Genomic DNA, 22049 nt, shown 5'->3' on the forward strand with positions numbered 1-22049 from the left:
TTGTGAATAAGCAATCAATTAGTGTCGATCTGACCCTTGATGCCAAGGGCTTACGCTGTCCGGAACCAGTGATGATGATTCGCAAATCCATTCGCTCGCTAAATAGCGGGCAGGTATTGCTCATTATCGCTGACGATCCAGCAACTAAACGCGATGTTCCAAGTTTTTGCGAGTTTATGGATCACGAGTTACTTGCAGCCGAGAATGAATCAACACCGTTTCAATATTGGATAAAGAAAGGCTAGTCAGCTATGGTCTCAAGTGAGTCACTTCTTAAAGCTGCTGATTCAGAATCGTTGCCACCGGTAGAAAGTTGGAATCCTGATTTTTGTGGGGAAATTGATCTTCGCATCGACCGTGACGGTAGTTGGTTTTATGAGGGTACACCGATCGGCAGACGCAAAATGCAGATCTTATTTTCTCGTATCATAAAAAAAGAAAACCACGATTACTTTCTTGTGACTCCCGTAGAGAAGGTCAAAATTCAAGTCGATTGGATGCCATTTACTATCGTCGACTTTGAACAAGTTACTCCAACAAAGGGTAAAGGAGAACTTCCTTATTACCGCTTTACTGACAATTGCGATAACCAATTCGATTTGAAAAAATCTAGTCAATGGCAAATCGATCGCGCGGAAGGACACCCATTGCCGATTATCAATGTCAGACGAAATTTATTCGCGAGTTTCAGTCGAAGTTGTTACTACCGACTGGTCGAACTTGCAGAAATCATTGAAGAAGGTGAACAAAGTCATATTCAACTCATATCGAATGGGTTAACCTTCGATCTCGGCACGATAAACCAAGAATAAGCAAGGAATGCCAGTGAATATTGTCTTCAACAAAATTCCAAAGCTGGCGAAATTACTGTACGGTGTCGGTTTTGTTGTTATCATCATTTCGATGGTAATGTATTTTTACTACCCCAATTTGATTGACGCGATAAAATTACAACAAGCGTTTATCGGTGGCGCTATCATCGTCGCGATTGGCTCGGTGATAAACACATTACATCAATTTAAACGTCCAAAAAGGGATAAAAGGACTGATCATGCTAAGCGACTCTGAAATAGCCAAACAATCTCAACCTCAGCCAATCTCGGAGATAGCAAAAAGCCTTAATATTGACGAGCAATATTTAATTCCGTTTGGCAACGAAATTACCAAAATTAATATCAGCGCATTAACTGCACCGTCTCAACAGAAAGACAGCAAACTTATTCTTGTCTCTGCGACAACACCCACTCGTGCGGGTGAAGGGAAAACGACGACGACGATTGGTCTGGGTCAGGCTTTTACTCAACTCGGCGACTCTGTTTGTTTAGCACTACGCGAGCCCTCTCTCGGCCCCTGTATGGGGATGAAAGGTGGTGCGACCGGTGGTGGTTATTCGCAAGTCATCCCTGCCGATCGAATCAACTTACATTTTACCGGCGATTTTCACGCAATTACCGCGGCCAATAACTTTATTTCGGCTACAATCGATAACCATATCTTTCATGGCAATGCCTTAAATATCGATCCGAGGCAAATAGTCTGGCGACGGGTGATGGATATGAACGATCGCAGCTTGCGAAAAATCGTCCTAGGTCTCGGTGGGAAAATGCAAGGCATTCCAAGGGAGGGTGGTTTTGATATAACGGCAGCTTCTGAAATTATGGCCATTTTGTGTCTTGCCAATGATTTCAACGATCTTAAACGCCGTCTCAACAACACGTTAATCGGCTATAGCTACGCTGACCAACCTATTTTTGTTAAATCCCTGGGCATTACCGGCGCTTTATTGGCCTTGCTAAGAGATGCCCTCCATCCAAATTTAGTACAATCATTAGAGGGAACACCGGCTTTTATTCACGGTGGTCCATTTGCCAATATCGCTCATGGTTGTAATAGTGTACTGGCGACAAAAATGGCCATGCACCACGCTGAGTGGGCGATTACCGAGGCCGGCTTTGGATTTGACTTGGGCGCAGAAAAATTCTTCGATATCAAATGTCGAATGGCGGAAATTGATCCTGCGGCAGTCGTTTTAGTGACCACAGTGAGAGCACTAAAAATGCATGGCGGTATGGATAAAAATCATTTAACGACGGCGAATACCGAATTTGTTACTCAAGGCTTGGAAAATCTCGATAAACATATTGAGAACGTGCAACTTTTCAATAAAAACTTAGTTGTTGCTTGTAACCGATTTGCCGATGACACTGATGAAGAAATCGCGATTATTCGACAACATGTTGAAGACAAAGGCCTCTTGTTTGCTGAAAGTAATCATTATGCTGAAGGTGGCAAAGGAGCCATCGAGCTTGCTGAGAAAGTCAAACTGGCGGCAGAAGATTCAAAACCCTTCGAACCAGTTTATTACTTGCAAGATAGTGTTATAGAGAAAATCAGAAAAATCTGTACCGCAATGTATGGAGCCGCTGATGTAGCTTTTACGAAAGAAGCTGAGAAAGACTTGCGCCACGTTGAGAAACTAAAACTCACGATGTTGCCCGTTTGCATTGCAAAAGCGCCAAGTTCACTTTCGGATGACCCAATGCTTCACGGGAGACCTAGGGACTTCCAAGTCACCGTGAGAAACATTCAAGTGAATGCGGGTGCGGGATTTTTAGTGGTGCTAACCGGAGACATCATGCGTATGCCTGGATTGCCTAAAGAGCCTGCGGCAATGAATATCGAGCTGCTACCTAATGGAGACATCACCGGAGTGGGTTAGTGAAAGAAACGCTTAACTCAACAAACTGTCTTAATTGTGGGGCCGAACTTACTGGCCCTATTTGTGCTCAGTGCGGCCAAAAAAAAGCACTTCCAATATCAGTTAAGCAACTGTTTAAGAATTTCTGGACACAACTGCTGGAGTTAGACTTTAGAGTCTTTCACACGATTAAGATGCTTGCGATTTCCCCTGGTTTATTACCCAAGAATTATATCGAGGGAAGACGACAACCTTATACTAATCCTTTTAAACTCTTATTCTTTGTTTCGACATTTTATTTTCTAGTGCTAACATTTTTTGATGTCTCCGCCTCTTTCTCACCGGAAGATAAAGAAACCAGTAAAGCCGTCGGTGCATTTCTTAATTATTTAATTTATTTATTTCTCGCACCTACCGCACTATTTCTTTCTTGGATATTTAAGAGCGAAAAATATAACTGGTCGGAGTGTTATGTGACCGTATGCTATTGGTGGAGTGGTTATCTTTTAATCGGCTCGATTCTCGCTATTGCTCTCCAGTTTTATGATCAGTATTTCGCAATGACAAGAGTTGTGGTAGGGCTGCTCTATATTCTTTTCGCTATTAACCAAATGTTCTCTTTAAACATCATTGCGCTAATCTTGAAGACGCTTGTCTTTTATATTAGTTACTATCTCTCAACATTTTTAGTCATGGGTATCGTTATCACACTCGCTTATCTCATCCAATTTAAGCCTTTGATGATTGCAATGCCGAAATAGCTCATGCTAATTACGCCAAGAAACCTAACCAAAGCCTATAAAGTTTTACTAAACTGTGAGTACTTAGGCAACACCGTAAAAGCGCACGGTAAGCCAAAACTCGATCCTCCAAGTCGCGATCCTTTTGATACCTTAATCCAATCAATCATATCGCAACAGCTTTCTGTCAAAGCTGCAGAAACGATAGAAAACCGAGTCCGTGATTTGGTCGGGAAACAATTCAGACCAGGTAAGTTACTCGCTGTATCTCATCAAGATTTGCGAGGGTGCGGTTTGTCAAACCGAAAAGCAGAATATGTTCAGGGCATTGCTGACGCAGTCAAACGCCGAAAGATAAGTTTCAATAAACTCGCAAACGCATCAAACGAAGAAGTGATTGCAAAGCTAGTCGAACTTCGCGGTATAGGTCAATGGACAGCGGAGATGTTTATGATTTTTTCTCTTGGTCGTATGGATATCTTTTCGCCACTTGACGTAGGATTACAAAGAGGTATGCGGTCTTTGTTTGGGGAGGAAGCCATCGATTTGAGCACAATGGAAAAATTAGCTGAACGATGGTCTCCCTACCGGAGTGTCGCTAGCTGGTACTTATGGAAAATTGTTGACTAATTTCTAAATTCTAAGATAAATGCTAAGAATAGTATTTATCTTTAATTCTTTCGCAATATTTAACCAATACAGGATATTCGCGCGCTATCTGATTAAAACTGTTGTCCAAATCAGACAAAATAAATTCAGCTAAAAACGCATATACTGTCGCGTCCAAAGAGCAAGGAGCATCACCAAATGTGAAATTTTTATCACCAATTAAGTCGGAGAGTGCTTGAAATGACTTTCGACAAATGGATTTAATTTCAGTTTCTGAATGACGTAACGTTCCTTGCTTATAAATCGAGTCTTTTGCCTTTTTCCTTGCAATATTCGGAACAATTAAGCGCAGTGGGAAAGGAAATTTACTGAAGAATGCTTGCTTAATGACTGGCCACGATTCTTCGCTTACCCAGCGTGAATAGATTAACGGAAAGTATAAGTTCTCATCGAGTGACTTGGTAATTAAATAAGCAATAGCTTTTTGCTCAGCAGTCAAGCGCTCATCTAAAGTATCACCAAACTCTTGATTACAATAGTCGATGATAAACTGAGAGTCAGCAATTACTTTATCGTTATGAGTGATAAAGGGCAGCTTTCCTTTTGGTGCTTTCCTAATATTTCCTAATCCTGGTTTCGATTGGTATTCAATTCCAGACATTCGCAAAAAGGTATGCACTTTTAGAACAAATGGACTTGGATCAGGCATGCCTAGATTAGGTCCGAACGTATGTAACGTAAGCATTGAGTAGACTCAGTTTTTAGTGGTGAACTCAACACTAAATGACTTCACTAACTTTGTCTAGGTGAGCTTTAAAGAATATAGCCAAAATGAAAGAATGTTGTTTACTTCTCAGTTCCGCTTAGTACCCGATTCGTGACTTTTAATGCTTAGTTCTTAGTTCTTCGAGTTAGGGTCCCCTCCCTAATGCACCGGCTCAATCTAGTTTTTAAGAATACCTTTCTCAATCGCAATTAATACGGCTCGAGTTCGGTCTCGAACACCTAGTTTTGCTAAGACACTAGACACATGATTTTTAATGGTACCTTCAGATTTATGAAGTGCTTGCGAAATTTCTTTATTAGAACAGCCACTCGCCATTAACCCCAGTACCTCTCGTTCTTTGGGTGATAGCGCTTCGATAACCTCCGGTGCCTCAAAGGTTGATTGATGTGACTGCAAGCCTTTCAATAGTCTTTCGGTCAAGGCAGGCTGCATTAAGGTTTCACCATTAAAAACAGTTTCGATTCCGTCGATTAAAGTATCTAGTGAGACATCTTTAAGCAAGTAGCCTTTTGCCCCAGCACGAATGCCTTTTAATATAAATTCATGATCGTCAAAAGTGGTTAAGATGATCACCGGTATATTAATCGTCTTTTCTGCAAGCAATTTAAGCGTTTCAATACCATCTAAAACAGGCATCGATAAATCACATAAAATGACATCTGGCTGAGCCTTATCTATCGCCTCTAGAATTTGCGATCCATCTTCAGCTTCACCGACCACTTTTACTTTATCAGAAAGATTCAAAAGGCTTTTGATACCTTCCCGTACCAACATCTGGTCATCGACGAGTAATACTTTAATTGTCATGAACTTTCTCCCCATGAGGTTGGAGGGGGACGGCTATTGTTATCGTTAGACCTTTTTCACTCTGCTGCAAATCAAATTGACCATCAAATTGTGAAACACGTTCTCTCATACCACGTATTCCATTACCTTCTCGAAGATTACTCTTAGTTTTACCATTATCACGAAGTGTTAAGTTTAATTGGTTTTTGGATTGAATTAATTTAATCCAAAAATTATCTGCGCCACTGTGCCTTAAACTGTTAGTAATCGACTCTTGAATGATACTCAATAAGCTCTTTGCTAGGGACAAATCCTCAAGTTGAATTTGTGCGTCAATTTCACTATGTACTTTCAACTGGGGCGTATTTTTCGCAAGTAAATCAATCATTACATGAAAATCGAGAGTGTCATTTTCTCTGAGCGCTGATACGGCTTCACGCACATCACTCAACAGCAGCTTAGCCAAGGAGTGACACTGCTCAACCTTTTGTTTGGCTTCGCCTTCGGTTAAGTGCGTTGCAACTTGTAAGTTAATAATTAGCGCAGTCAAGTGATGGCCTAGTAAATCATGAAGATCTCTGGCAATTCGTGTCCGTTCACTTTGTCTCGAAGCTTCGGCAAGTAATTGCTGAGTCGCTTGAAGCTCTTTATTCAAACGTTGAGATTCTTCACTCGCCATCTCGGCCATTTGGGTTTGATGACTCATCATTATGGCAAAGAAATGAAAGGTTAAAAATAGAAGTCCTTGAATGTACACCGATGGTTTATCCCAAACCCAAGCGAACACGGTAAACCAGCTCAATACCACTAGCAGCATGATGACGATTGACTTTTTCAGGGAGAAAAAATGCGGTAAGACAGATACCCAAATAATGGACAAGATTGAGTAAAACTCAAAAGGTGCGGTGAATACTAGTGCAAAAACGATGACAATTTTGAGTAGAATAAGACCTTCGATCACACCTCGCTTTTGAGAAAAAGCATTGTCTCTGGTGATCAAGAAAAAGCAGCCGATGTAAAGGATAAAGAGCCCAACAATCCAGGGTGCATTTGCCTGAATAGCGTCTCCCAGCCGAGTAATAAAATACAAACTCACCCCTAAGACGACTGCCCAGGTACCAACAGCGCCTACATCGGAAATTGAAATGGTCGGTTGTTTTATTTTCATCTGGCCATTATGTCAAATAACCCGTTATCGAGAAATAGGTCAAAAGTCATGGTTTTAATTGATGACCTTTGGCACTGACCGAGAACCCACTCAATCAATAAAATAGCCATACACTTACCATTACTGATGAGGGCGACATGGCTCACTTAACACATCAAGCACTACTTTATTTACATATTATCGCCGGAGCAGTTGCATTAGTCGTGTTCTGGATTCCGGTTATCGCCAAAAAAGGTAGTTCCATTCATACTCGTTTCGGTTTCTATTTCACCAGTCTGATGTATACCATTTCTCTGAGCGGGCTAGTTATGTCAATCATGGTATTAACCGACCCGATCGCTGTAAGACTCCCGGCTAATGAGATGTCACCAGAGCAATTAAGTCGATATATCGAGATCAATCGTAACTCCTCGATCTTCTTGTTAATGCTATCGCTTCTCGTATTAACCAATGTGCGTCAGTCTATTCTGGTACTTAAAGCCAAAAGCGATAGAGCCATGCTAAAAAAACCCGCAGAACTCTCATTAGTATTACTATTGGGGTTTGCCGGAGTCATCGTAGGGTATATCGGGATTTCGAAAGGTAACGTTCTCTTCCAAATATTTGCGGGCGTTTCGATATTAAATTCTATCGGTTCTCTTCATTATATATACAAGCCTAACTTTCAACAGCGAGAGTGGTTGATCGCACACTTAGGTAATATCATTGGCGCAGGTATCGGTGCTTACACAGCATTCTTTGCCTTCGGCGGCCGCCGCTTTTTCGCTGAGTTGCTTCCAGGTATTTGGCAGATTGTTCCATGGATCATTCCAGCAGTAGTTGGCATCATAGCGACTCAATTATTAAATCGGAAATATCGCAAACAATACAAAATTGCGCAGTAAAAATATGACGCGGACTGGAAACTGCTACGAGACACTATCAATAAATTTGTACCGAACCAGTCCCGTCGCTTAAGACAGAAAATAGTCCCTGAGATTCACTTGCTTCACTTAAATAAACGTAAAAAAGTCGGCTGCCGTCAAGACTCCACCTAGGTAATGAGACAGTGCCCACGGTTCGAATGTTAATGCGATTACCACCATCAATATTGGCTATCTGAAGCGTGATATTATTGGTCGCATCGCTCAGCTGATAGGCTACCTGAATATCATTAGGTGATAATTGAAAATTGGTTAACATCGACTGACCGGCTTGGATACTTTCATTTATTCTTGCTTGGTCACCGCCATTAGCAAGCACTGAATACAGACCCGATGCTTCTCCACTGGGGTCTGCCACTTGATAGATGATACGCTCGCCATTGTTAGTCCATTGACTATTGGTCGTCACAAGCGAAGCAGTATTGGTGAGAGCGGCGTTGGCCTGGATTCGCGCAGAACCATCCGCAGCCGAAACATAGAGTTCATCATCAATTTGATTGGTTTCAATATTTCCGTGGAAGGCAATATTTGCACTGTCGGGAGACCACTGCCAATTGGTTTGGATAGAATCCAAAGCTGACATCGGCGGATTCATTTTACGATGAAACTGTCCATCTGGAGCCACGGTAAACAACTCATTAACGCCTGTTAGATTTTGATCGGCACGAAAAGCAACTCTTGTGGCGTCCGGCGCCCAAGCCCATTCAAAAAGATTCGGCGTCTGTACCAATGAAGAATCAAGTAATTCGTGTCGATCGGTCCCATCTGGCAACAGGGTATAGAGACTCAAGTTTCCCGCAACGGCAGCATCTTCACTAAATGCAATTCTGGAATCATCCGGTGCCCAAGCAAATTCGGTCACCCCGGTTTGCAAGCCGCTATTGCTCAAGGTCAACACACTAAAAGTGTTCGGATCGACTAACGCCAAGTTCGCTGGCGAGCCAGCTTCTTGGTGAATAAAGGCAATCTGCGAACCATCACCAGACCATTGCCAATCAATCAACCGTGTGTCAGATGCGGTACTTTGATTTAGCTGAGTAAGGCCGCTACTATCACTGAGAACTCGATAAAGGTTTTGTTCGACTTCAGAGTTTTGGTTTATCGACTCAACCATAAAAGTGATTACACTGCCCTGATTAGCCGTCTTCCAACAGTTTTGGGCGAGGCATTTTACAGAGAGATCAGCGCTAACCGTTATTAGACTCCCGCCATCGAATGCAACGGTTTGGATTTCAAAAATGCCATCCGCATCGGGATCGCTGCGAAATATCAAACTACTGCTAGCAAACAACCACTGCCAGTTGTAGTGGAGAGTTGTCCCCGAATTATCCGTCGTCGAAGTACCTATCGTATCCGTGACTTGAAATTCAGCGGTGCCATCAACCAGATTGGTGTAGAGCTCATCGGTTCCATCGAGATCTTTATCAGCGCGATAGGCGATACGGGAACCATCAGAGTTCAACCCAAATGGCCGCAAACCATTATTCGCTGAATAAAAGTCAGATATTGCCGAATTTTGTCCAGTAGTCAGATTATGACTGTATAACTCAAAACGTCCTTCCGCGACTTCGACTGAAAAGATTAAATGAGTGGGTGTTTGGTCCAATATGACAACTTTTTGCGGATAGTCTTCGGACACGGGGGGAGGCGGTGGTAAATCGTCGTCATCACTGCTGCCGCTGCATGCCAAAAAGCTACTTAACACCAAAACCACGGTAATATTGATTACCCATTTCGGTAATGATTGTTCTTTGTTAACTTTCGAATGATTTCGCGGGAACTGTTTTGTCATTACTGCACATTAGCGACCTAAGCGTATCTCCTAAGTGTATGACAAATTGGCTTTTTTGCCAGAAAGGCTGGATTAACCGTAAAAGATAAAGCACCCTACTGTTAAAAAAGTAGGGTGAGCAAATATCACTTATTCTGATAAATAGCGAGCAGCCATGGCAATCAAAGGCGATCCGGTTGGTTTACCATGTTGCCAATCACTGTTTTCTATACCACTGCCTGCGATATCAATGTGGGTATAAGCAAGCGGTTGTTCTGATTGACTGCCGTGTTTATCCAATCCAGCAGCTAAAGCGAGAAAAGCCATTGGAAATTGATGCCCTCGAGCAACGCTAACCGAAGGACCATTGTTGGATGATAAGACATCGTCCGCTTTGGTCCGCGGTCGAATGATGTGCCAATCTTCTCGGCGTGAACGCCCCACCTCAACACCATCTCCCCAAGCTTCACCAGCGGCTTCAAGTTTATTAGCGACTTGTTGATCTCGCGCGGGTCCGTTTTCGATCATAATGGTATAGGGGCCGGCAGCTAGCGCAGCGTGTCCTGTGAGGGTTGCCACTGTCATCAACTCTGGAGCCACCGCAGATTTTGCTTTTTCTCGGCCATGAGATAACAAATCTGCCATGACCAAACGCCCTTCAGCATCAGTGTTACCAATTCTCACTCTGACCCCAGAATGAGCTTGAATGATCTCATCAGCCACAAAGCACTCGGCACCGATACTATTTCGCACCATGCCAAGTGTTGCAATGACTTTTAATCCTTTGGGTTGGCACATGGCTACAGTCTTCATAAAGCCTGCAACTGCAGCTGCGCCACCTTTGTCACGGCTCATGCCTGCCATATGACCACCGACTTTTAAATCTGCGCCGCCTGTATCAAAAGTGACTCCCTTACCAATGAGTATTAGCGTTTTCTCAATCGGGCCCTCACCGGTATATTCGAGGTTAATCACCCGAGCTTGATGACGAGGTACTTGCCGAGAGGAGCGAGCAACGGCAGCCAGTAGCGGAAACTTGTCAACAATCTCATCTTGATCGTCAATCACACTAACTTCAAGCCCACTGTCTTCAAACGCCTCGACGCAATAATCTGCAAACGCGGGCGGTGCAAACCGCTCTGGATTCGTTCCACAGAGATCGCGCGCTAAACGACGACCAGATTCAACGGCATCCAAAAACTCAGCATTGACCTCACTTCTGATATCCAATAAGCCAATTGTTTCAATCGGTTCGATTTCACTTTCATTCAACGCCTCGCGCGCCTCAAGAGGCTGCCAAAGCTTCTGGCAGATACTTAAATAAGCAACTGAAGTCGCCCTTTGGAAAGCTTCATGTCCTGGAACACCTTCTACCAGCAGTAACGGATTTTTAGCGCCCGACTCCTTCGCCAGCTCAATCCCCTTAGCCGCGGCATCACCGAAGTTCCTAACATCGTCGTAATCTCGATCAATGGGGCCCGTTGCACAATGAATTAATCGACCCCCACAGAGAGAAGGTGCGTGAATTAACATCACCTCTGCGCCCAAGCGTTTATCAACACCAGCAACCGCTTCCAAAACACCATTGACAATTGGGCTCGTCTCACAGGTTGTTGTTGGAGTCACTAAAATAACTGCATCATTATTACTATTTTCCGCTAGCAAACTTTGCGGATCTTTCGTCAGGATTAAACGCGGGTAAGCCATGAAATCTCCTTGTCGAGGGCGTGTCTTCTGCCGTCACAATCTATTATTTGTTGATTAGACTTGAACATCATTAAGTGGGTCGATTATCAAATCCATTGGTTGCTTCCAACTATACACCATTTTAGTCTAAAACGAGTGTTCGCTCTGTCGTCGAGAATGATTTAGATTGGATCTTAATCAAACAACCGCTCAATCGCACTGATAACTCTGTCTTAATGGGCCTGCCAACGGAACAACACTAGATCATCAAAGAGGTATCGCGTCAACTCAACGATTGGCCAATTGAATTAAATTGGGTCGCTTTTGCGGAGATTAAAAGTGGTGGAGAATTGAAATAGGTCTATTGGTGAGCTTTTGAGATTAAGCTCACCCAGTTATTGAAAAATGCATAGCCGAGCGCTTTTTTGCGCGTTAAGAAGTTTTCTTATCGGTTTTGTCAGACGTTTTCCCTAACTTAACAATTTCATCGGCCTGTTCCTTTGTCAGTGGATGAATCGTTTTAATAAAACACTTTTGTTGTGGATAGTTGGGAACCGTTATCGAGTCGCTTCGAGTATACAAAGAGCTCGTGCCTCGCGAATTTATTGCAATTGCATGAGAAAACCGCAAGTCAAAGCAAGGAGAGGTTAAGGTTATCAAATAAGGTTTGTTGTGAGATGCATTAATAATCAGATGCTCATTATCAAGCGAACGCCAGCCGCGATAGTTAAACGCAGATATCCGTTTTAACGATTCCAACTTGTTCTTGGTAATGTAATTTTGATAAAGCGCGCCGTAATCTGGCGGCGGAGTGCTTGCGCATGCTGCCAATACGCTTACCAACATCATTGAAATCGCGAGTTTTTTCATTTTGCTGCACCTTATTGTGAAATCTGGGAAGGAAACTTCTCTCAGACTCTAATATACCAAGCTAAACCTGACTCCATTCTGAACAGACTCACATTTTTGTTAGGAGTTTCATCAAAAACATTGAATTCTCAAGGTTTACCAAGAATAGTCACATTATTCGACCAAAAATGTTGTTAATAAACATGTAGTTAGAAAAAAACACTCATCTTTGAAAGATTTCAGACTATTTAACGGTCTTTGATTGCAGGACTACTAGTGGCCTAATTTAAATTATTTAATGAGGATATATCCAATGAAACAACTAAAACGAATTTCAGCGGTGGTAATGACTTTACTATTTTCCGCACTTTACATGAATACCGCAGCGGCAGACGCAAATCCATTTGCTCAAGCAGATCAACAACAAGTGATGCATGTCGCTGGCGATGGCAAATGCGGCGAGGGTAAGTGTGGCGACAAAAAAGGCAAAGATAGCAAATGCGGCGAAGGTAAGTGTGGCGACAAAAAAGGTAAAGATAGCAAGTGTGGCGAAGGCAAATGTGGCGACAAAAAAGGTAAAAAAGAAGGCAAATGCGGCGAAGGCAAGTGTGGCGACAAAAAAGGTAAAAAAGAGGGTAAATGCGGCGAAGGTAAGTGCGGCAAGAAATAAACACTTTACTTTGATTATTGAGTTTCCAGTCTCTAAATCAAGTTTAGCTTCCCTTCTAGCTCGGCCTGCTATTAAGCAGGCCTTTTTTTTATTTTAATTATTTATGGTATGGTTTCCGTCTGTATTTATCGTACTGCATAAAAAGCTGTTAACATGGATTTCTCTTTTATCATATTTCTAGTCATCGTCTGTTACTTTGCCTACAGTGGTTATAAAAGCGGCTTTTTCTCTGTACTCAGTAATGTAATCAGTATACCTGCAGCCTATCTAATCACCTTGTTTTATACACAAGACTTTGCTCTCTGGCTAAAAAACTTTTCCCTATTTGAAGGCTTGATTGCTTATCTTGCTGCTGGCGCCATTCTGTTTACATTAACACTGGTCAGTTTTTTCATTCTATTTAACGTTATTCGTAAGCTCGTTTTAAATCCTGAACACAAAGATAGTCAGCTTGCTGCTGTGACCGGCGGCATCTTGGGGGCGGGTGTCGGAGTATTTATCGGAATATTAGCCGTTTGGTTTTCAAGTACTGTGACGGAACTCCTTTCCGAAAAAATGGCCCAGTCTAATTCGGGTTCTAGTAGCTTTACCGATAAAGTCCAAACAATGGCAAGCAGCACGATTAGTAAAGTTACTACTGAACTTAGCGACGATAATGCGGTATCCGATCTAACGTCTAATTTGTTAGCTAATCCTGGCGAGCAAATTAAGCGTTTCAATCAAGTCCTTGATAAAGGTTATTTTCAAGAATTGTTTTATAGTAATCAAGCTCGCGAAGCGCTCGATTCTAAAAATGCAGGGCAACTATTCCAAACACCTGCGTTTAAAAAACTGGTCAACGACCCGGATTTTCGCTCCTTAGCGACAGCACTAAAAGTTGCCGATACGTCAGAAGAACTGGACAAGCAAGTGGCGATAAAAATTACTCAAGTTTGGGCGCAAATCGACAGCGTAAAAAGTGATCCGCGTTTTCAACAATTAACTCAAGATCCAGAAGTTACCCAAATGATCAATCAACGCAATGTTTTTAAAATTATGAATAGCGCCAAGATTGAAGAACTGCTTAGTGTAATAGTATCGGTGGAAACTCCCGAAATTATTTTTGAACCCAGTAACCAATTAGACTCAAAGAAAGTCGAAGTATATCGATGGGTCGATGACAAAGGTAGGGTGCACTACTCGGATAAAAAACAAGGCAACTAGCAACGTTGATATGGAAAGCTGGTGACGTTAAAAAGCGTCACACTCTAAGCGATGGGGCCTACCTAGTTGGCTAAATACAAACGATCTTGTGACCCTCTGTTACAATAATACAGATCAATTTTGGTATCACCATTAAAGTCCGCAGCGACGATATCAAATAGGTTTCCGCTGCCAGTGAAACCACCACCACTAAAACTACCCGAACCGTTATTTTCAAGCGCTTGGTTATTACCTTCACCACCGGCAATATTCGTAGTCCCGGTGATAATATCCAAATCTCCATCTCGATCTAAATCAACAAAGTCAGAGTCGACGTGATTACCACCTAAACTAAAATTATTATCTTGCGTGAAAATACCCGTTCCATCGTTGATCAACAATTGATTCACATCGGGTGTTGAACTAAAAAAGGTAACATTCGATACCAACAGATCTAAATCACCATCACCATCAATATCTCCTAATTCAAGGTCACGCGTTTCAGCCAATAAATCAGGCAAGCGAACCGTTGATTCATTGTTAAACGTACCATCGTTATTATTAATAAAGATCTCATTACGGGTTTCATTACCCACAATGAGATCAAAATCACCATCATTATCAATATCGGCTAGTTCCAAGTCTTGAGTAACATCAGCACCTAAAAAAGTATTACTCGTGTCATCAGTAAAATTTGCCGAGCCATCATTAAGCAAAACGTTATTTGGCCCATTATTACCGATGACCACATCTAATGAACCATCACCGTTAATATCAAATGCAACCACCGCATTCGAAGTACTGGAAACAGGAATTCTTGAACTAACATCGGTAAAGCTGCCATCGCCATTATTGAGATAAAACTCATCGATAAGATCATCTTCGCTGACAAATAAAATATCTAAATCACCGTCATCATCAAAGTCGGCAACCGTTAAATCTTCACTATCTCGAGCAATATTTGAGAAAGGCATCAATGTTGAAAAATTACCTGAACCATCATTCTCTAAAATTAGGTTCTCTGTAAATTCAAAGGCTAATACCAGATCAAGATCCCCATCATTATCAAAATCCATTGCTTCACCATCCATGCAGGCACCGGTGAGCCCACCTGGAAGCGAATTGGTTGAATCGGTATAAAGAGAGCCTAAAGTGTCGGCTACTGGAGGTTGAGTTGGCGGCGCTGGAGACTCGGAACTACCGCTACCACCACAGGCAAGCAAGCTCAAGATAACTGAACTTGATAGAATCGAAGGTACTCGCTTGCCAACTGGAATAAGTTTGAAAAAACTCATCGAACTGGCCTCTCATGTATTAGGAAAGTCCGGTTAAAATTTGCTCAATTATCACACAAAATACACTTAATTCGTATAGTCTCCCATATTGAATTTTCACTCATCAACTACTGATTATCTTTCGCTTCGTTGGTTAAAGGCGGGAAATATTCATAACCATACTTTCCGACTAGGATGGCTCTTTGTGCTTTGGTTAACTGACTGGGTTCTTTAAATTCTTCAATAACTGTATTACTAATCGGTAATTGCATGTAGGCCGTTTTACCATCTTTAGTTCTTACCCGCGTATGGTAGTAACCTTTACTGGGCTCAGAGGTCACCTTTCCAGACTTAACCATCCAAACATCAACCCCAGAATAACCATGATAGGTAATCACATAGTCACCATCAAAGTAAGAAACGCCCAGTCGGGCAACTCGATTTTCTGTATCACCGGAGATAAAGATGTATCCGATACCTAAAATTGCGATTATCACGACCGCTATAATGATTCTATTGACCATAATTCACTCTTTTTAACTTTAAGTTTCTTTAAGCTTTGTTTCTTTAACAATGATTCTGCTTCACTATTTCAAATCGACTCAAATGTCTTTGCAACGATACTTTGAGCTTCTTCACAGATCCTATTTAAGTGCGACTCGCCCAAAAAGCTTTCAGCATAAATTTTATAAATTTCTTCCGTACCTGATGGGCGTGCCGCAAACCAGCCGTTCTCAGTAACGACTTTTAAACCACCAATCGCTGCATCGTTACCAGGCGCATGGGTGAGTTTTGCCAGTATTTTTTCTCCCGCTAGTTCGTTAGCAACAACTGAATCTGCAGAAAGATTCTTGAGTACCTCTTTTTGCTCTTTGCTAGCGGGCGCATCGATTCTGGTATATATTGGCGAGCCAAATTGATCAACTAAATCGAGATAATGTTGTGATGGATCTTTGCCAGTGACCGCCATTATTTCTGCGGCCAGCAAGCCCAAAATAATTCCATCTTTATCAGTACTCCATACGCTACCATCTTTTCTTAAAAATGAAGCGCCAGCACTTTCTTCACCGCCAAATCCATAACTTCCATTATATAGACCATCGACAAACCACTTAAAGCCAACTGGAACCTCCGCTAAATTTTTACCTAAGGATTGAGCAACTCTATCAATCATGCTGGAGGATACTAACGTTTTACCAATTGCTAACTCGGAGGACCATTCACTTCGATTGGTATACAGATAGTTGATCGCAACCGCTAAATAATGATTTGGATTCATTAATCCACCGGTTTTCGTGACGATCCCATGACGGTCGTAATCAGGATCATTACCAATCGCAATATCGAACTGATCTTTCAGATCTATCAAACTAGCCATTGCATAAGGCGACGAGCAGTCCATTCGAATTTGACCATCCTTATCTAAGGTCATAAATGAAAAACTTGGATCAACTCTTTCATTGACTAAAGTGATATCGAGGCCATAGACGTCTGCAATTACCTCCCAATAGGCGATACCCGATCCACCCAGTGGGTCAACCCCGATTTTAATTTTAGCGTCGCCAATCGCACGCATATCAATGACATTTTCGAGATCCTTGACGTAGGGAAAAATAAAGTCTTTTTCAGTGACAAAATCTGATGACAGTGCATTGGGAAAATCGACCTTTTGAACCGCTTTATTACCTTCCGCCATAATTTGATTCGCGCGATTTTGGATAACAGTTGTAATATCACCATCCGCAGGACCACCGTTGGGTGGATTGTATTTAAAACCACCGTCTTGAGGTGGATTATGGGAAGGGGTAATCACGACACCATCGGCAAGGTGAGACGGATTTGACTGATTGTAAGTGAGAATCGCGTGTGAAATAACCGGAGTAGGGGTATAGCCTCGTCCTTGTTGGATGACAAGATCAACTTTATTGGCGACTAAAACCTCAACTGCGGTCGCAAAAGCACACTCAGAAAGTGCGTGGGTATCGATCCCGATAAATAATGGCCCGTTAATCCCCTGCTGAACTCGAAATTCAGCCAAAGCTTGGGATATGGCAGCAATATGAACTTCATTAAAGCTTCCTTTGCCAGACGACCCTCGATGCCCTGAAGTCCCAAAACTTACTGGTGCCAGATTATTAGTTTGTAAGTAATAGTCACTGACTAGACGCGGGATGTTAATCAGATCGTGAGGTTGAGCAGGTTCGCCAGCTCTTTTATGTAAAGCCATGAAATTTTCCCTATTTCGAGATGATAATGATCTCGACTATTTTACATGGTTAAACAGTAAAAAGAATGACTGAATTGTTATTTACTCTGGATTCCATCGCAATCGATCCCAAGCTTTTTACGCGCGGCTTTGATGATTGTTTTATCTAATGGTGGCATCGTTACATCAACCTGATATTCAAGGCTTTCAACTATCGTCCTAAGTACTTGAACACGCGCATACCATTTTTTATTACCCGGAATAACAGTCCATGGTGCTATCTCTGTTGACGTGTTGAAGAACATCTCGTTAATGGCATTCTCATACTTGTGCCATTTATCCCTATTTCGTATGTCTTCATGGGTGAGTTTCCAGCGCTTCAATGGATTTTTTAAACGCTCTTCAAATCGCTCGAGTTGCTCCTCTGGAGTAATATGTATGAAAAGTTTTACGATGCGCACGCCATCATCTATCAGCGCTCTTTCCCACTCATTGATCTCTTGAAAGGCACGCTTCCACTCACTTTTTTTTGCAAATTTTTCGACACGCTCGACTAAAACACGACCATAGTAGGAGCGATCAAAAATAGCGATAGTCCCCGGAACCGGTAACTTTTGTACAAATCGATATAAATAATGCCGGCCCTGTTCCGCAGCCGTCGGCGCACCAATCGGGTACACATCGAAGCCCCTAGGATCTAGCTTTTCAGTAATGCGCCTTATAGCACCGCCTTTACCTGCTGCATCCCAACCTTCAAATACAATTAAGGCTCTTCGTTGCTGATGATAATACGCAAGTTGTACTTGTTTCATTCGCAACTGCCATTTTTTCAGTTCGGACAGATAAGCTTGTTTGCTCGGAAACTGTAATGTCTGATCGACATCGTTAAGAGAAGGCATTTTGTTGTTGTTCATCTTTTGCCAAACCTCTTTAGGGTCGCTAATGTTCAGGTAATCTCTGTTGTTCTCAGTTACTATACTAATAGCAAGCGCAAATTCAAACGATTATTATAATCTATCGATTTTAGCGCTAAGTTGGGAGCCTGAATCAGTTACAATCCTTTCTAATACGGCGACTCTCTCCTTTAACCTTTCAATTTCTTTCTTTTGGGAAGATTCCAGGTTAGCAATATCGCCTAACAACTCACTACCAAGTTCTAAGTTGAGGCGTTTGTTTAACCAATAGATAAAAATAATTGCTGCAACGATAAGAAAAACTAAGAATACCTTCTCAAACATAGCGCTCTCCCGATAAGTTCTCAATTTAAGCTTTAATCATTTAGTCTGCGTCTAACTCGATTTATTACAAATATACGCGATTAGGCAGATTCGCTACCAACCTTTTGTTGTATGCGAATACTAAAAGAGGAGGAACAGGACTCGGCCACTAAGATTTCAAAACTGGCATTCTTTATGTTCTACTACGCAACGACCCGATGAATAAAAGTGAAAAATAAAAAAAACACGGCGGGGCTTTAAACTGCCGCTGAAAACGACCAATTTCGATATCTTGTCTAAATATTACAAATAGTTGGCGTAAATTTGAAAGTCGAATGTTCTATTTTTTAGTATTCTCTAGGTCTTCACTTTATTAACAAATAAATTAAGAAAATATCTCAAAATTTAAACCAAACTCTGCGACCGAAAAAGCCTTCGTCGAGTCTTTCAAAAAAACAAAAATGGGCAATAACTAATATAAACAAAAAGCCGAGGAGACATTGAATGTTGTTTTTCAACCGAAGTTTAACCGCTAAAGCGATTCAATCAGCGCTACTTATACCTTCACTTTTTGCTATCTATTCAACTGAACTGCAGGCGTCAGAAGAAGCGACAGAGGAAGAAGCAAAACGAATTACGGTCACCGGTTCGCGAATAAAAAGAACTGCGATTGAAGGTGCTAATCCAATTACCGTCATCAGCCAAGACGATATTTTGCGTTCGGGGATGACTAACGTAGGCGAATTACTGCAGCGACTGCCTGAAATAACCGGCTCTCCACTCAGTACGACGGTCAATAACGGTGGCAATGGCTCTGTCGGAATCGATATTAGAGGACTAAATCGAACCTTAGTGTTAGTCAATGGACGCCGAGCTCCAGACGGTGGAGACTTCCAAACTATCCCAGCAGCGATGATCGAGCGCATCGATATTCTAAAAGACGGCGCTTCTGCAGTTTATGGTTCCGATGCAATAGCAGGCGTAGTTAATATCGTGACTCGAAAAGATTTTACCGGTATGGAGCTGACAGCGCAGACTTCCAACTACAGCAATACAGATGCTGGTAAGCAAGATCAAATCAGTTTAGTCGTTGGCTCTGACTCAGATAAAGGACATTATTTAATCGGTATTGATTGGAGCAAGCAAGAGGGTATATATCAATCGGAAACGCCCTGGGATTTTATGCAGAATAGCTTCTTCTTTATTGATGATGTATCACTCGCGCAATTCGGGCCGTTACTTCAGTCTCAAGATCCAATTAATTTTAACTTATCTCCTTTTGGATCATCGCGCATCACGCAAGGGAACTTCGATTTACAAGCCAATACGGCGTTTAGTAGTTTGGCGGGTTGCGGTTCAGTCACTACTAATCGAGGTGCCGATGGCAGTAACAGTACTAATTATCGCTGTTATAACGGTAATTTTACTGACCCGAATAACGACTCCTATAACTATGCGCCGGTGAACTATCTACAAACCCCTTATGAAAGAACTAACTTATTTTTTGAAGCTGACTATGAAATCAGTGATAACCACTCGTTTTTCAGCGAAATGCGAGTCAGTCAGCGCCTTTCAACACAGCAGCTCGCACCAGTCCCTTATGACACGCGTTTCGATCCAGGGTATGAAGTAGAGATATTAGATATCGTTGGTGCGCCGACAGGGATAACCGCCAATGGTATTTCAGGGCAAAATTATTACAACCCGTTTGACGAGGATATCATTCGCTCCCGACGCCGCATGGCAGAGAGCGCAAGGGTTTTCAAACAAGATGTCACTCAGTTTCAGTATGTGGTTGGCTTACAAGGTTATCTTACAGAAACCTGGGAGTACGAGCTCAGCTACAACTACGGGTATCGTCATCGAACCGACCAAGATTCAGGTCAATATTCAGGCGAAAGACTTTCTTTAGCATTAGGTCCATCATTCCTCGATACAACATCCAACCAGGTTGTTTGCGGGACTCCGGCCGCACCAATTGCTAATTGTGTTTCATTGAATTTGTTTGGTGATACCGGCACAGTGACCCAAGAAATGCTCGACTATATTCAAGTCACACTCGTGGACCAGTACACGACTGAGCTCGAAGTCTATAATGGTTTTGTTACTGGCGACATTTTTGAATTACCTGGCGGTACCGCCAGTATGGTGCTGGGATATGAGCACCAGAAGAATTCATTCGACTTTGAGCCAGATTCGGGTAAGGAAACCGAAGCTGTTACGGGCAATACAGGCGCAGGCGTTGGCGGATCATTTACCAATACATCCTATTTTGCAGAAATACTGCTACCGATAGTCGATACGCTTGAAGCCAGCATCGGCTTACGTAGTGATGATTATTCAACCGGTTCAGATAAAGTATCCACACAGGTCGGTCTTCAATTCCGCCCGAACGACGAATGGCTAATCCGAGGCACGGTTGGAGAATCATTTAGAGCACCAAACACGGTCGAGCTATTTAGTCCCTTAACCGATGCCTTTCCTGCGGTTACCGATCCTTGCAATACTGCCAACTGGGCTGGTTTAACCCCGCAACAACAATCCGCTTGTATCGCCCAAGGCGTTCCTGATGGCGGCGCAGTTCAATCAGATTCGCAGTTATTAGTTAAAGTCGGTGGTAACCCCGATCTCGGACCTGAAGATGGCGAAAGCCTCACCTTTGGAATCGTTTGGTCACCCGATTTTCTGGAAGGATTCAGAATGACCGTCGATTACTGGGATATTTCTGTCGACAACATCATCTCTCAAGTTTCCGCAAACAGTATTTTAAATAGTTGTATAAACACTGGTAGCAACTGTGATGCGATCAACCGCTTTGCTAATGGCTCCATCGATTTCATTCAAGCGAATAACTTAAACCTCGCCAAAAGAGAAGCGAACGGGATTGACTGGAATTTAGTATATAGCATGAACACTGACATAGGCGCCTGGAAATTTAATTTACTGTTCACCCAGTTAAAGGATCGTACCGAAATTGAATTTGCTGGCGCAGAGCCCTGGGAACTCGCCGGAGTTTATGACGATCTCACTTTGGGCGGTGCATTTCCTGAAAATAAGTTTCAGCTGACAACGGAGTGGACTCACGGCGATTTTGCAGTAAGTTACAACCTGAATTTCATTGATAGTGTTTATCAGAATTTATCTTTCTTTGGCACCGGTGTTCCTTGTGCTAATGGAAGAGATGAAATTGCGACTTGCTACAAAGTTGACAGCCAGATGTACCACGATATCGTGGGTACCTATACGGTACCTGATTTGGGGACTAGGATGACATTGGGAGTGACTAATCTAACGGATGAAGCACCTCCATTTATTGACTCAGGCTTCAATGCCAGTACCGACCCGTCTACTTATCGATTATTTGGTCAAGGCTGGTTCTTTAGAGTATCCCATGACTTTTAACGGTCACTCGTAAAACCAACACATACCGAAAAATAAAAAGGGGCTAACGCCCCTTTTTACAATGATTTTAGTTAAGAATAA

The 22049-nt window shown here is 42.4% G+C and carries 21 protein-coding genes; 10 read left to right on the forward strand and 11 right to left on the reverse strand.

Going from position 1 to position 22049, the window contains the following annotated elements; all coding sequences use genetic code 11:
- The first annotated feature begins 2 nt into the window (after window positions 1–2).
- The 6 genes from tusA to FLL45_RS21690 are packed head-to-tail and all read left to right on the forward strand — an operon-like array spanning window position 3 to window position 4068.
- On the forward strand, window positions 3–245 hold the full coding sequence (gene tusA / locus FLL45_RS21665) for a sulfurtransferase TusA (RefSeq protein ID WP_210247271.1): 243 nt from the start codon (window positions 3–5) through the stop codon (window positions 243–245).
- A 6-nt stretch (window positions 246–251) separates the two neighbouring features.
- On the forward strand, window positions 252–812 hold the full coding sequence (locus FLL45_RS21670) for a DUF1285 domain-containing protein (protein ID WP_142944155.1): 561 nt from the start codon (window positions 252–254) through the stop codon (window positions 810–812).
- Between the two features lie 13 nt (window positions 813–825).
- Complete coding sequence (locus FLL45_RS21675) at window positions 826–1068, forward strand: hypothetical protein (protein ID WP_142944156.1); 243 nt, start codon at window positions 826–828, stop codon at window positions 1066–1068.
- Window positions 1052–2719 carry a formate--tetrahydrofolate ligase gene (locus FLL45_RS21680; protein ID WP_142944157.1) on the forward strand — a complete coding sequence of 556 codons (1668 nt, stop codon included), beginning with the start codon at window positions 1052–1054 and terminating at the stop codon, window positions 2717–2719. Before FLL45_RS21675 ends, FLL45_RS21680 begins: the two co-directional genes overlap by 17 nt.
- Complete coding sequence (locus FLL45_RS21685; RefSeq protein WP_142944158.1) at window positions 2719–3459, forward strand: DUF3667 domain-containing protein; 741 nt, start codon at window positions 2719–2721, stop codon at window positions 3457–3459. Before FLL45_RS21680 ends, FLL45_RS21685 begins: the two co-directional genes overlap by 1 nt.
- Before the next feature lie 3 nt (window positions 3460–3462).
- Complete coding sequence (locus tag FLL45_RS21690) at window positions 3463–4068, forward strand: DNA-3-methyladenine glycosylase family protein (protein WP_142944159.1); 606 nt, start codon at window positions 3463–3465, stop codon at window positions 4066–4068.
- Between the two features lie 22 nt (window positions 4069–4090).
- On the opposite strand, the gene FLL45_RS21695 is transcribed toward FLL45_RS21690, so the two are convergent.
- The 3 genes from FLL45_RS21695 to FLL45_RS21705 form a co-directional block, all read right to left on the reverse strand.
- Window positions 4091–4792, reverse strand: a complete 702-nt coding sequence (locus FLL45_RS21695; RefSeq protein WP_142944160.1) for a glutathione S-transferase family protein — start codon at window positions 4790–4792, stop codon at window positions 4091–4093.
- 198 nt (window positions 4793–4990) lie between these two features.
- On the reverse strand, window positions 4991–5641 hold the full coding sequence (locus FLL45_RS21700; protein WP_142944161.1) for a response regulator: 651 nt from the start codon (window positions 5639–5641) through the stop codon (window positions 4991–4993).
- Window positions 5631–6788, reverse strand: coding sequence for a sensor histidine kinase (locus tag FLL45_RS21705; RefSeq protein ID WP_142944162.1), 1158 nt, complete (start codon window positions 6786–6788; stop codon window positions 5631–5633). The genes FLL45_RS21700 and FLL45_RS21705 overlap by 11 nt, the downstream gene beginning before the upstream one ends.
- Window positions 6789–6925: 137 nt before the next feature.
- Here FLL45_RS21705 and FLL45_RS21710 point away from each other — a divergent pair, with 137 nt between their 5' ends.
- Complete coding sequence (locus FLL45_RS21710) at window positions 6926–7672, forward strand: hypothetical protein (RefSeq protein ID WP_142944163.1); 747 nt, start codon at window positions 6926–6928, stop codon at window positions 7670–7672.
- A 37-nt stretch (window positions 7673–7709) separates the two neighbouring features.
- Here FLL45_RS21710 and FLL45_RS21715 read toward each other — a convergent pair whose 3' ends face one another.
- The 3 genes from FLL45_RS21715 to FLL45_RS21725 form a co-directional block, all read right to left on the reverse strand.
- Window positions 7710–9503: a TolB family protein gene (locus FLL45_RS21715; protein ID WP_142944164.1), complete on the reverse strand. Its 1794-nt coding sequence runs from the start codon at window positions 9501–9503 to the stop codon at window positions 7710–7712.
- Window positions 9504–9632: 129 nt separating this feature from the next.
- Window positions 9633–11189 carry a M17 family metallopeptidase gene (locus FLL45_RS21720; RefSeq protein ID WP_142944165.1) on the reverse strand — a complete coding sequence of 519 codons (1557 nt, stop codon included), beginning with the start codon at window positions 11187–11189 and terminating at the stop codon, window positions 9633–9635.
- 411 nt (window positions 11190–11600) lie between these two features.
- A complete protein-coding gene (locus FLL45_RS21725) occupies window positions 11601–12038 on the reverse strand; it encodes a DUF6491 family protein (protein ID WP_142944166.1) in 438 nt (145 codons plus the stop codon).
- A gap of 292 nt (window positions 12039–12330) precedes the next feature.
- Between FLL45_RS21725 and FLL45_RS21730 the strand changes: the two genes are divergently transcribed.
- Entirely contained in the window at window positions 12331–12687 is a 357-nt protein-coding gene (locus FLL45_RS21730; protein WP_142944167.1) for an HvfA family oxazolone/thioamide-modified RiPP metallophore, read from the forward strand.
- Between the two features lie 153 nt (window positions 12688–12840).
- A complete protein-coding gene (locus FLL45_RS21735) occupies window positions 12841–13890 on the forward strand; it encodes a CvpA family protein (protein ID WP_142944168.1) in 1050 nt (349 codons plus the stop codon).
- 62 nt (window positions 13891–13952) lie between these two features.
- Here the strand turns inward: FLL45_RS21735 and FLL45_RS21740 are convergent, their stop codons facing one another.
- The 5 genes from FLL45_RS21740 to FLL45_RS21760 form a co-directional block, all read right to left on the reverse strand.
- Entirely contained in the window at window positions 13953–15164 is a 1212-nt protein-coding gene (locus tag FLL45_RS21740; protein WP_142944169.1) for an FG-GAP repeat domain-containing protein, read from the reverse strand.
- Window positions 15165–15271: 107 nt separating this feature from the next.
- On the reverse strand, window positions 15272–15667 hold the full coding sequence (locus FLL45_RS21745) for a hypothetical protein (protein WP_142944170.1): 396 nt from the start codon (window positions 15665–15667) through the stop codon (window positions 15272–15274).
- Between the two features lie 68 nt (window positions 15668–15735).
- Window positions 15736–17370: a phosphoglucomutase (alpha-D-glucose-1,6-bisphosphate-dependent) gene (gene pgm, locus FLL45_RS21750; RefSeq protein ID WP_142944171.1), complete on the reverse strand. Its 1635-nt coding sequence runs from the start codon at window positions 17368–17370 to the stop codon at window positions 15736–15738.
- 77 nt (window positions 17371–17447) lie between these two features.
- Window positions 17448–18263: a polyphosphate kinase 2 family protein gene (locus FLL45_RS21755; protein WP_142944172.1), complete on the reverse strand. Its 816-nt coding sequence runs from the start codon at window positions 18261–18263 to the stop codon at window positions 17448–17450.
- A 93-nt stretch (window positions 18264–18356) separates the two neighbouring features.
- Window positions 18357–18587: a hypothetical protein gene (locus FLL45_RS21760; RefSeq protein ID WP_142944173.1), complete on the reverse strand. Its 231-nt coding sequence runs from the start codon at window positions 18585–18587 to the stop codon at window positions 18357–18359.
- A gap of 483 nt (window positions 18588–19070) precedes the next feature.
- On the opposite strand from FLL45_RS21760, the gene FLL45_RS21765 reads away from it, so the two are divergent.
- Window positions 19071–21968 (forward strand): TonB-dependent receptor domain-containing protein, encoded by a 2898-nt coding sequence (locus FLL45_RS21765; RefSeq protein ID WP_142944174.1) that lies wholly within the window; start codon window positions 19071–19073, stop codon window positions 21966–21968.
- Window positions 21969–22049 lie beyond the last annotated feature (81 nt).

The organism is Aliikangiella marina (assembly GCF_007004765.1).
Lineage (GTDB): Bacteria > Pseudomonadota > Gammaproteobacteria > Enterobacterales > Kangiellaceae > Aliikangiella > Aliikangiella marina.

Coding starts and splice junctions, on each gene's coding strand:
- FLL45_RS21715 (WP_142944164.1), bottom strand. CDS start 9,503: ATGACAAAACAGTTCCCGCGAAATCATTCGAAAGTTAACAAAGAACAA.
- FLL45_RS21755 (WP_142944172.1), bottom strand. CDS start 18,263: ATGAACAACAACAAAATGCCTTCTCTTAACGATGTCGATCAGACATTA.
- FLL45_RS21760 (WP_142944173.1), bottom strand. CDS start 18,587: ATGTTTGAGAAGGTATTCTTAGTTTTTCTTATCGTTGCAGCAATTATT.
- FLL45_RS21700 (WP_142944161.1), bottom strand. CDS start 5,641: ATGACAATTAAAGTATTACTCGTCGATGACCAGATGTTGGTACGGGAA.
- FLL45_RS21730 (WP_142944167.1), top strand. CDS start 12,331: ATGAAACAACTAAAACGAATTTCAGCGGTGGTAATGACTTTACTATTT.
- FLL45_RS21670 (WP_142944155.1), top strand. CDS start 252: ATGGTCTCAAGTGAGTCACTTCTTAAAGCTGCTGATTCAGAATCGTTG.
- FLL45_RS21765 (WP_142944174.1), top strand. CDS start 19,071: ATGTTGTTTTTCAACCGAAGTTTAACCGCTAAAGCGATTCAATCAGCG.
- FLL45_RS21690 (WP_142944159.1), top strand. CDS start 3,463: ATGCTAATTACGCCAAGAAACCTAACCAAAGCCTATAAAGTTTTACTA.
- FLL45_RS21695 (WP_142944160.1), bottom strand. CDS start 4,792: ATGCTTACGTTACATACGTTCGGACCTAATCTAGGCATGCCTGATCCA.
- pgm (WP_142944171.1), bottom strand. CDS start 17,370: ATGGCTTTACATAAAAGAGCTGGCGAACCTGCTCAACCTCACGATCTG.
- FLL45_RS21745 (WP_142944170.1), bottom strand. CDS start 15,667: ATGGTCAATAGAATCATTATAGCGGTCGTGATAATCGCAATTTTAGGT.
- FLL45_RS21705 (WP_142944162.1), bottom strand. CDS start 6,788: ATGAAAATAAAACAACCGACCATTTCAATTTCCGATGTAGGCGCTGTT.
- FLL45_RS21680 (WP_142944157.1), top strand. CDS start 1,052: ATGCTAAGCGACTCTGAAATAGCCAAACAATCTCAACCTCAGCCAATC.
- FLL45_RS21740 (WP_142944169.1), bottom strand. CDS start 15,164: ATGAGTTTTTTCAAACTTATTCCAGTTGGCAAGCGAGTACCTTCGATT.
- FLL45_RS21725 (WP_142944166.1), bottom strand. CDS start 12,038: ATGAAAAAACTCGCGATTTCAATGATGTTGGTAAGCGTATTGGCAGCA.
- FLL45_RS21735 (WP_142944168.1), top strand. CDS start 12,841: ATGGATTTCTCTTTTATCATATTTCTAGTCATCGTCTGTTACTTTGCC.
- FLL45_RS21720 (WP_142944165.1), bottom strand. CDS start 11,189: ATGGCTTACCCGCGTTTAATCCTGACGAAAGATCCGCAAAGTTTGCTA.
- FLL45_RS21710 (WP_142944163.1), top strand. CDS start 6,926: ATGGCTCACTTAACACATCAAGCACTACTTTATTTACATATTATCGCC.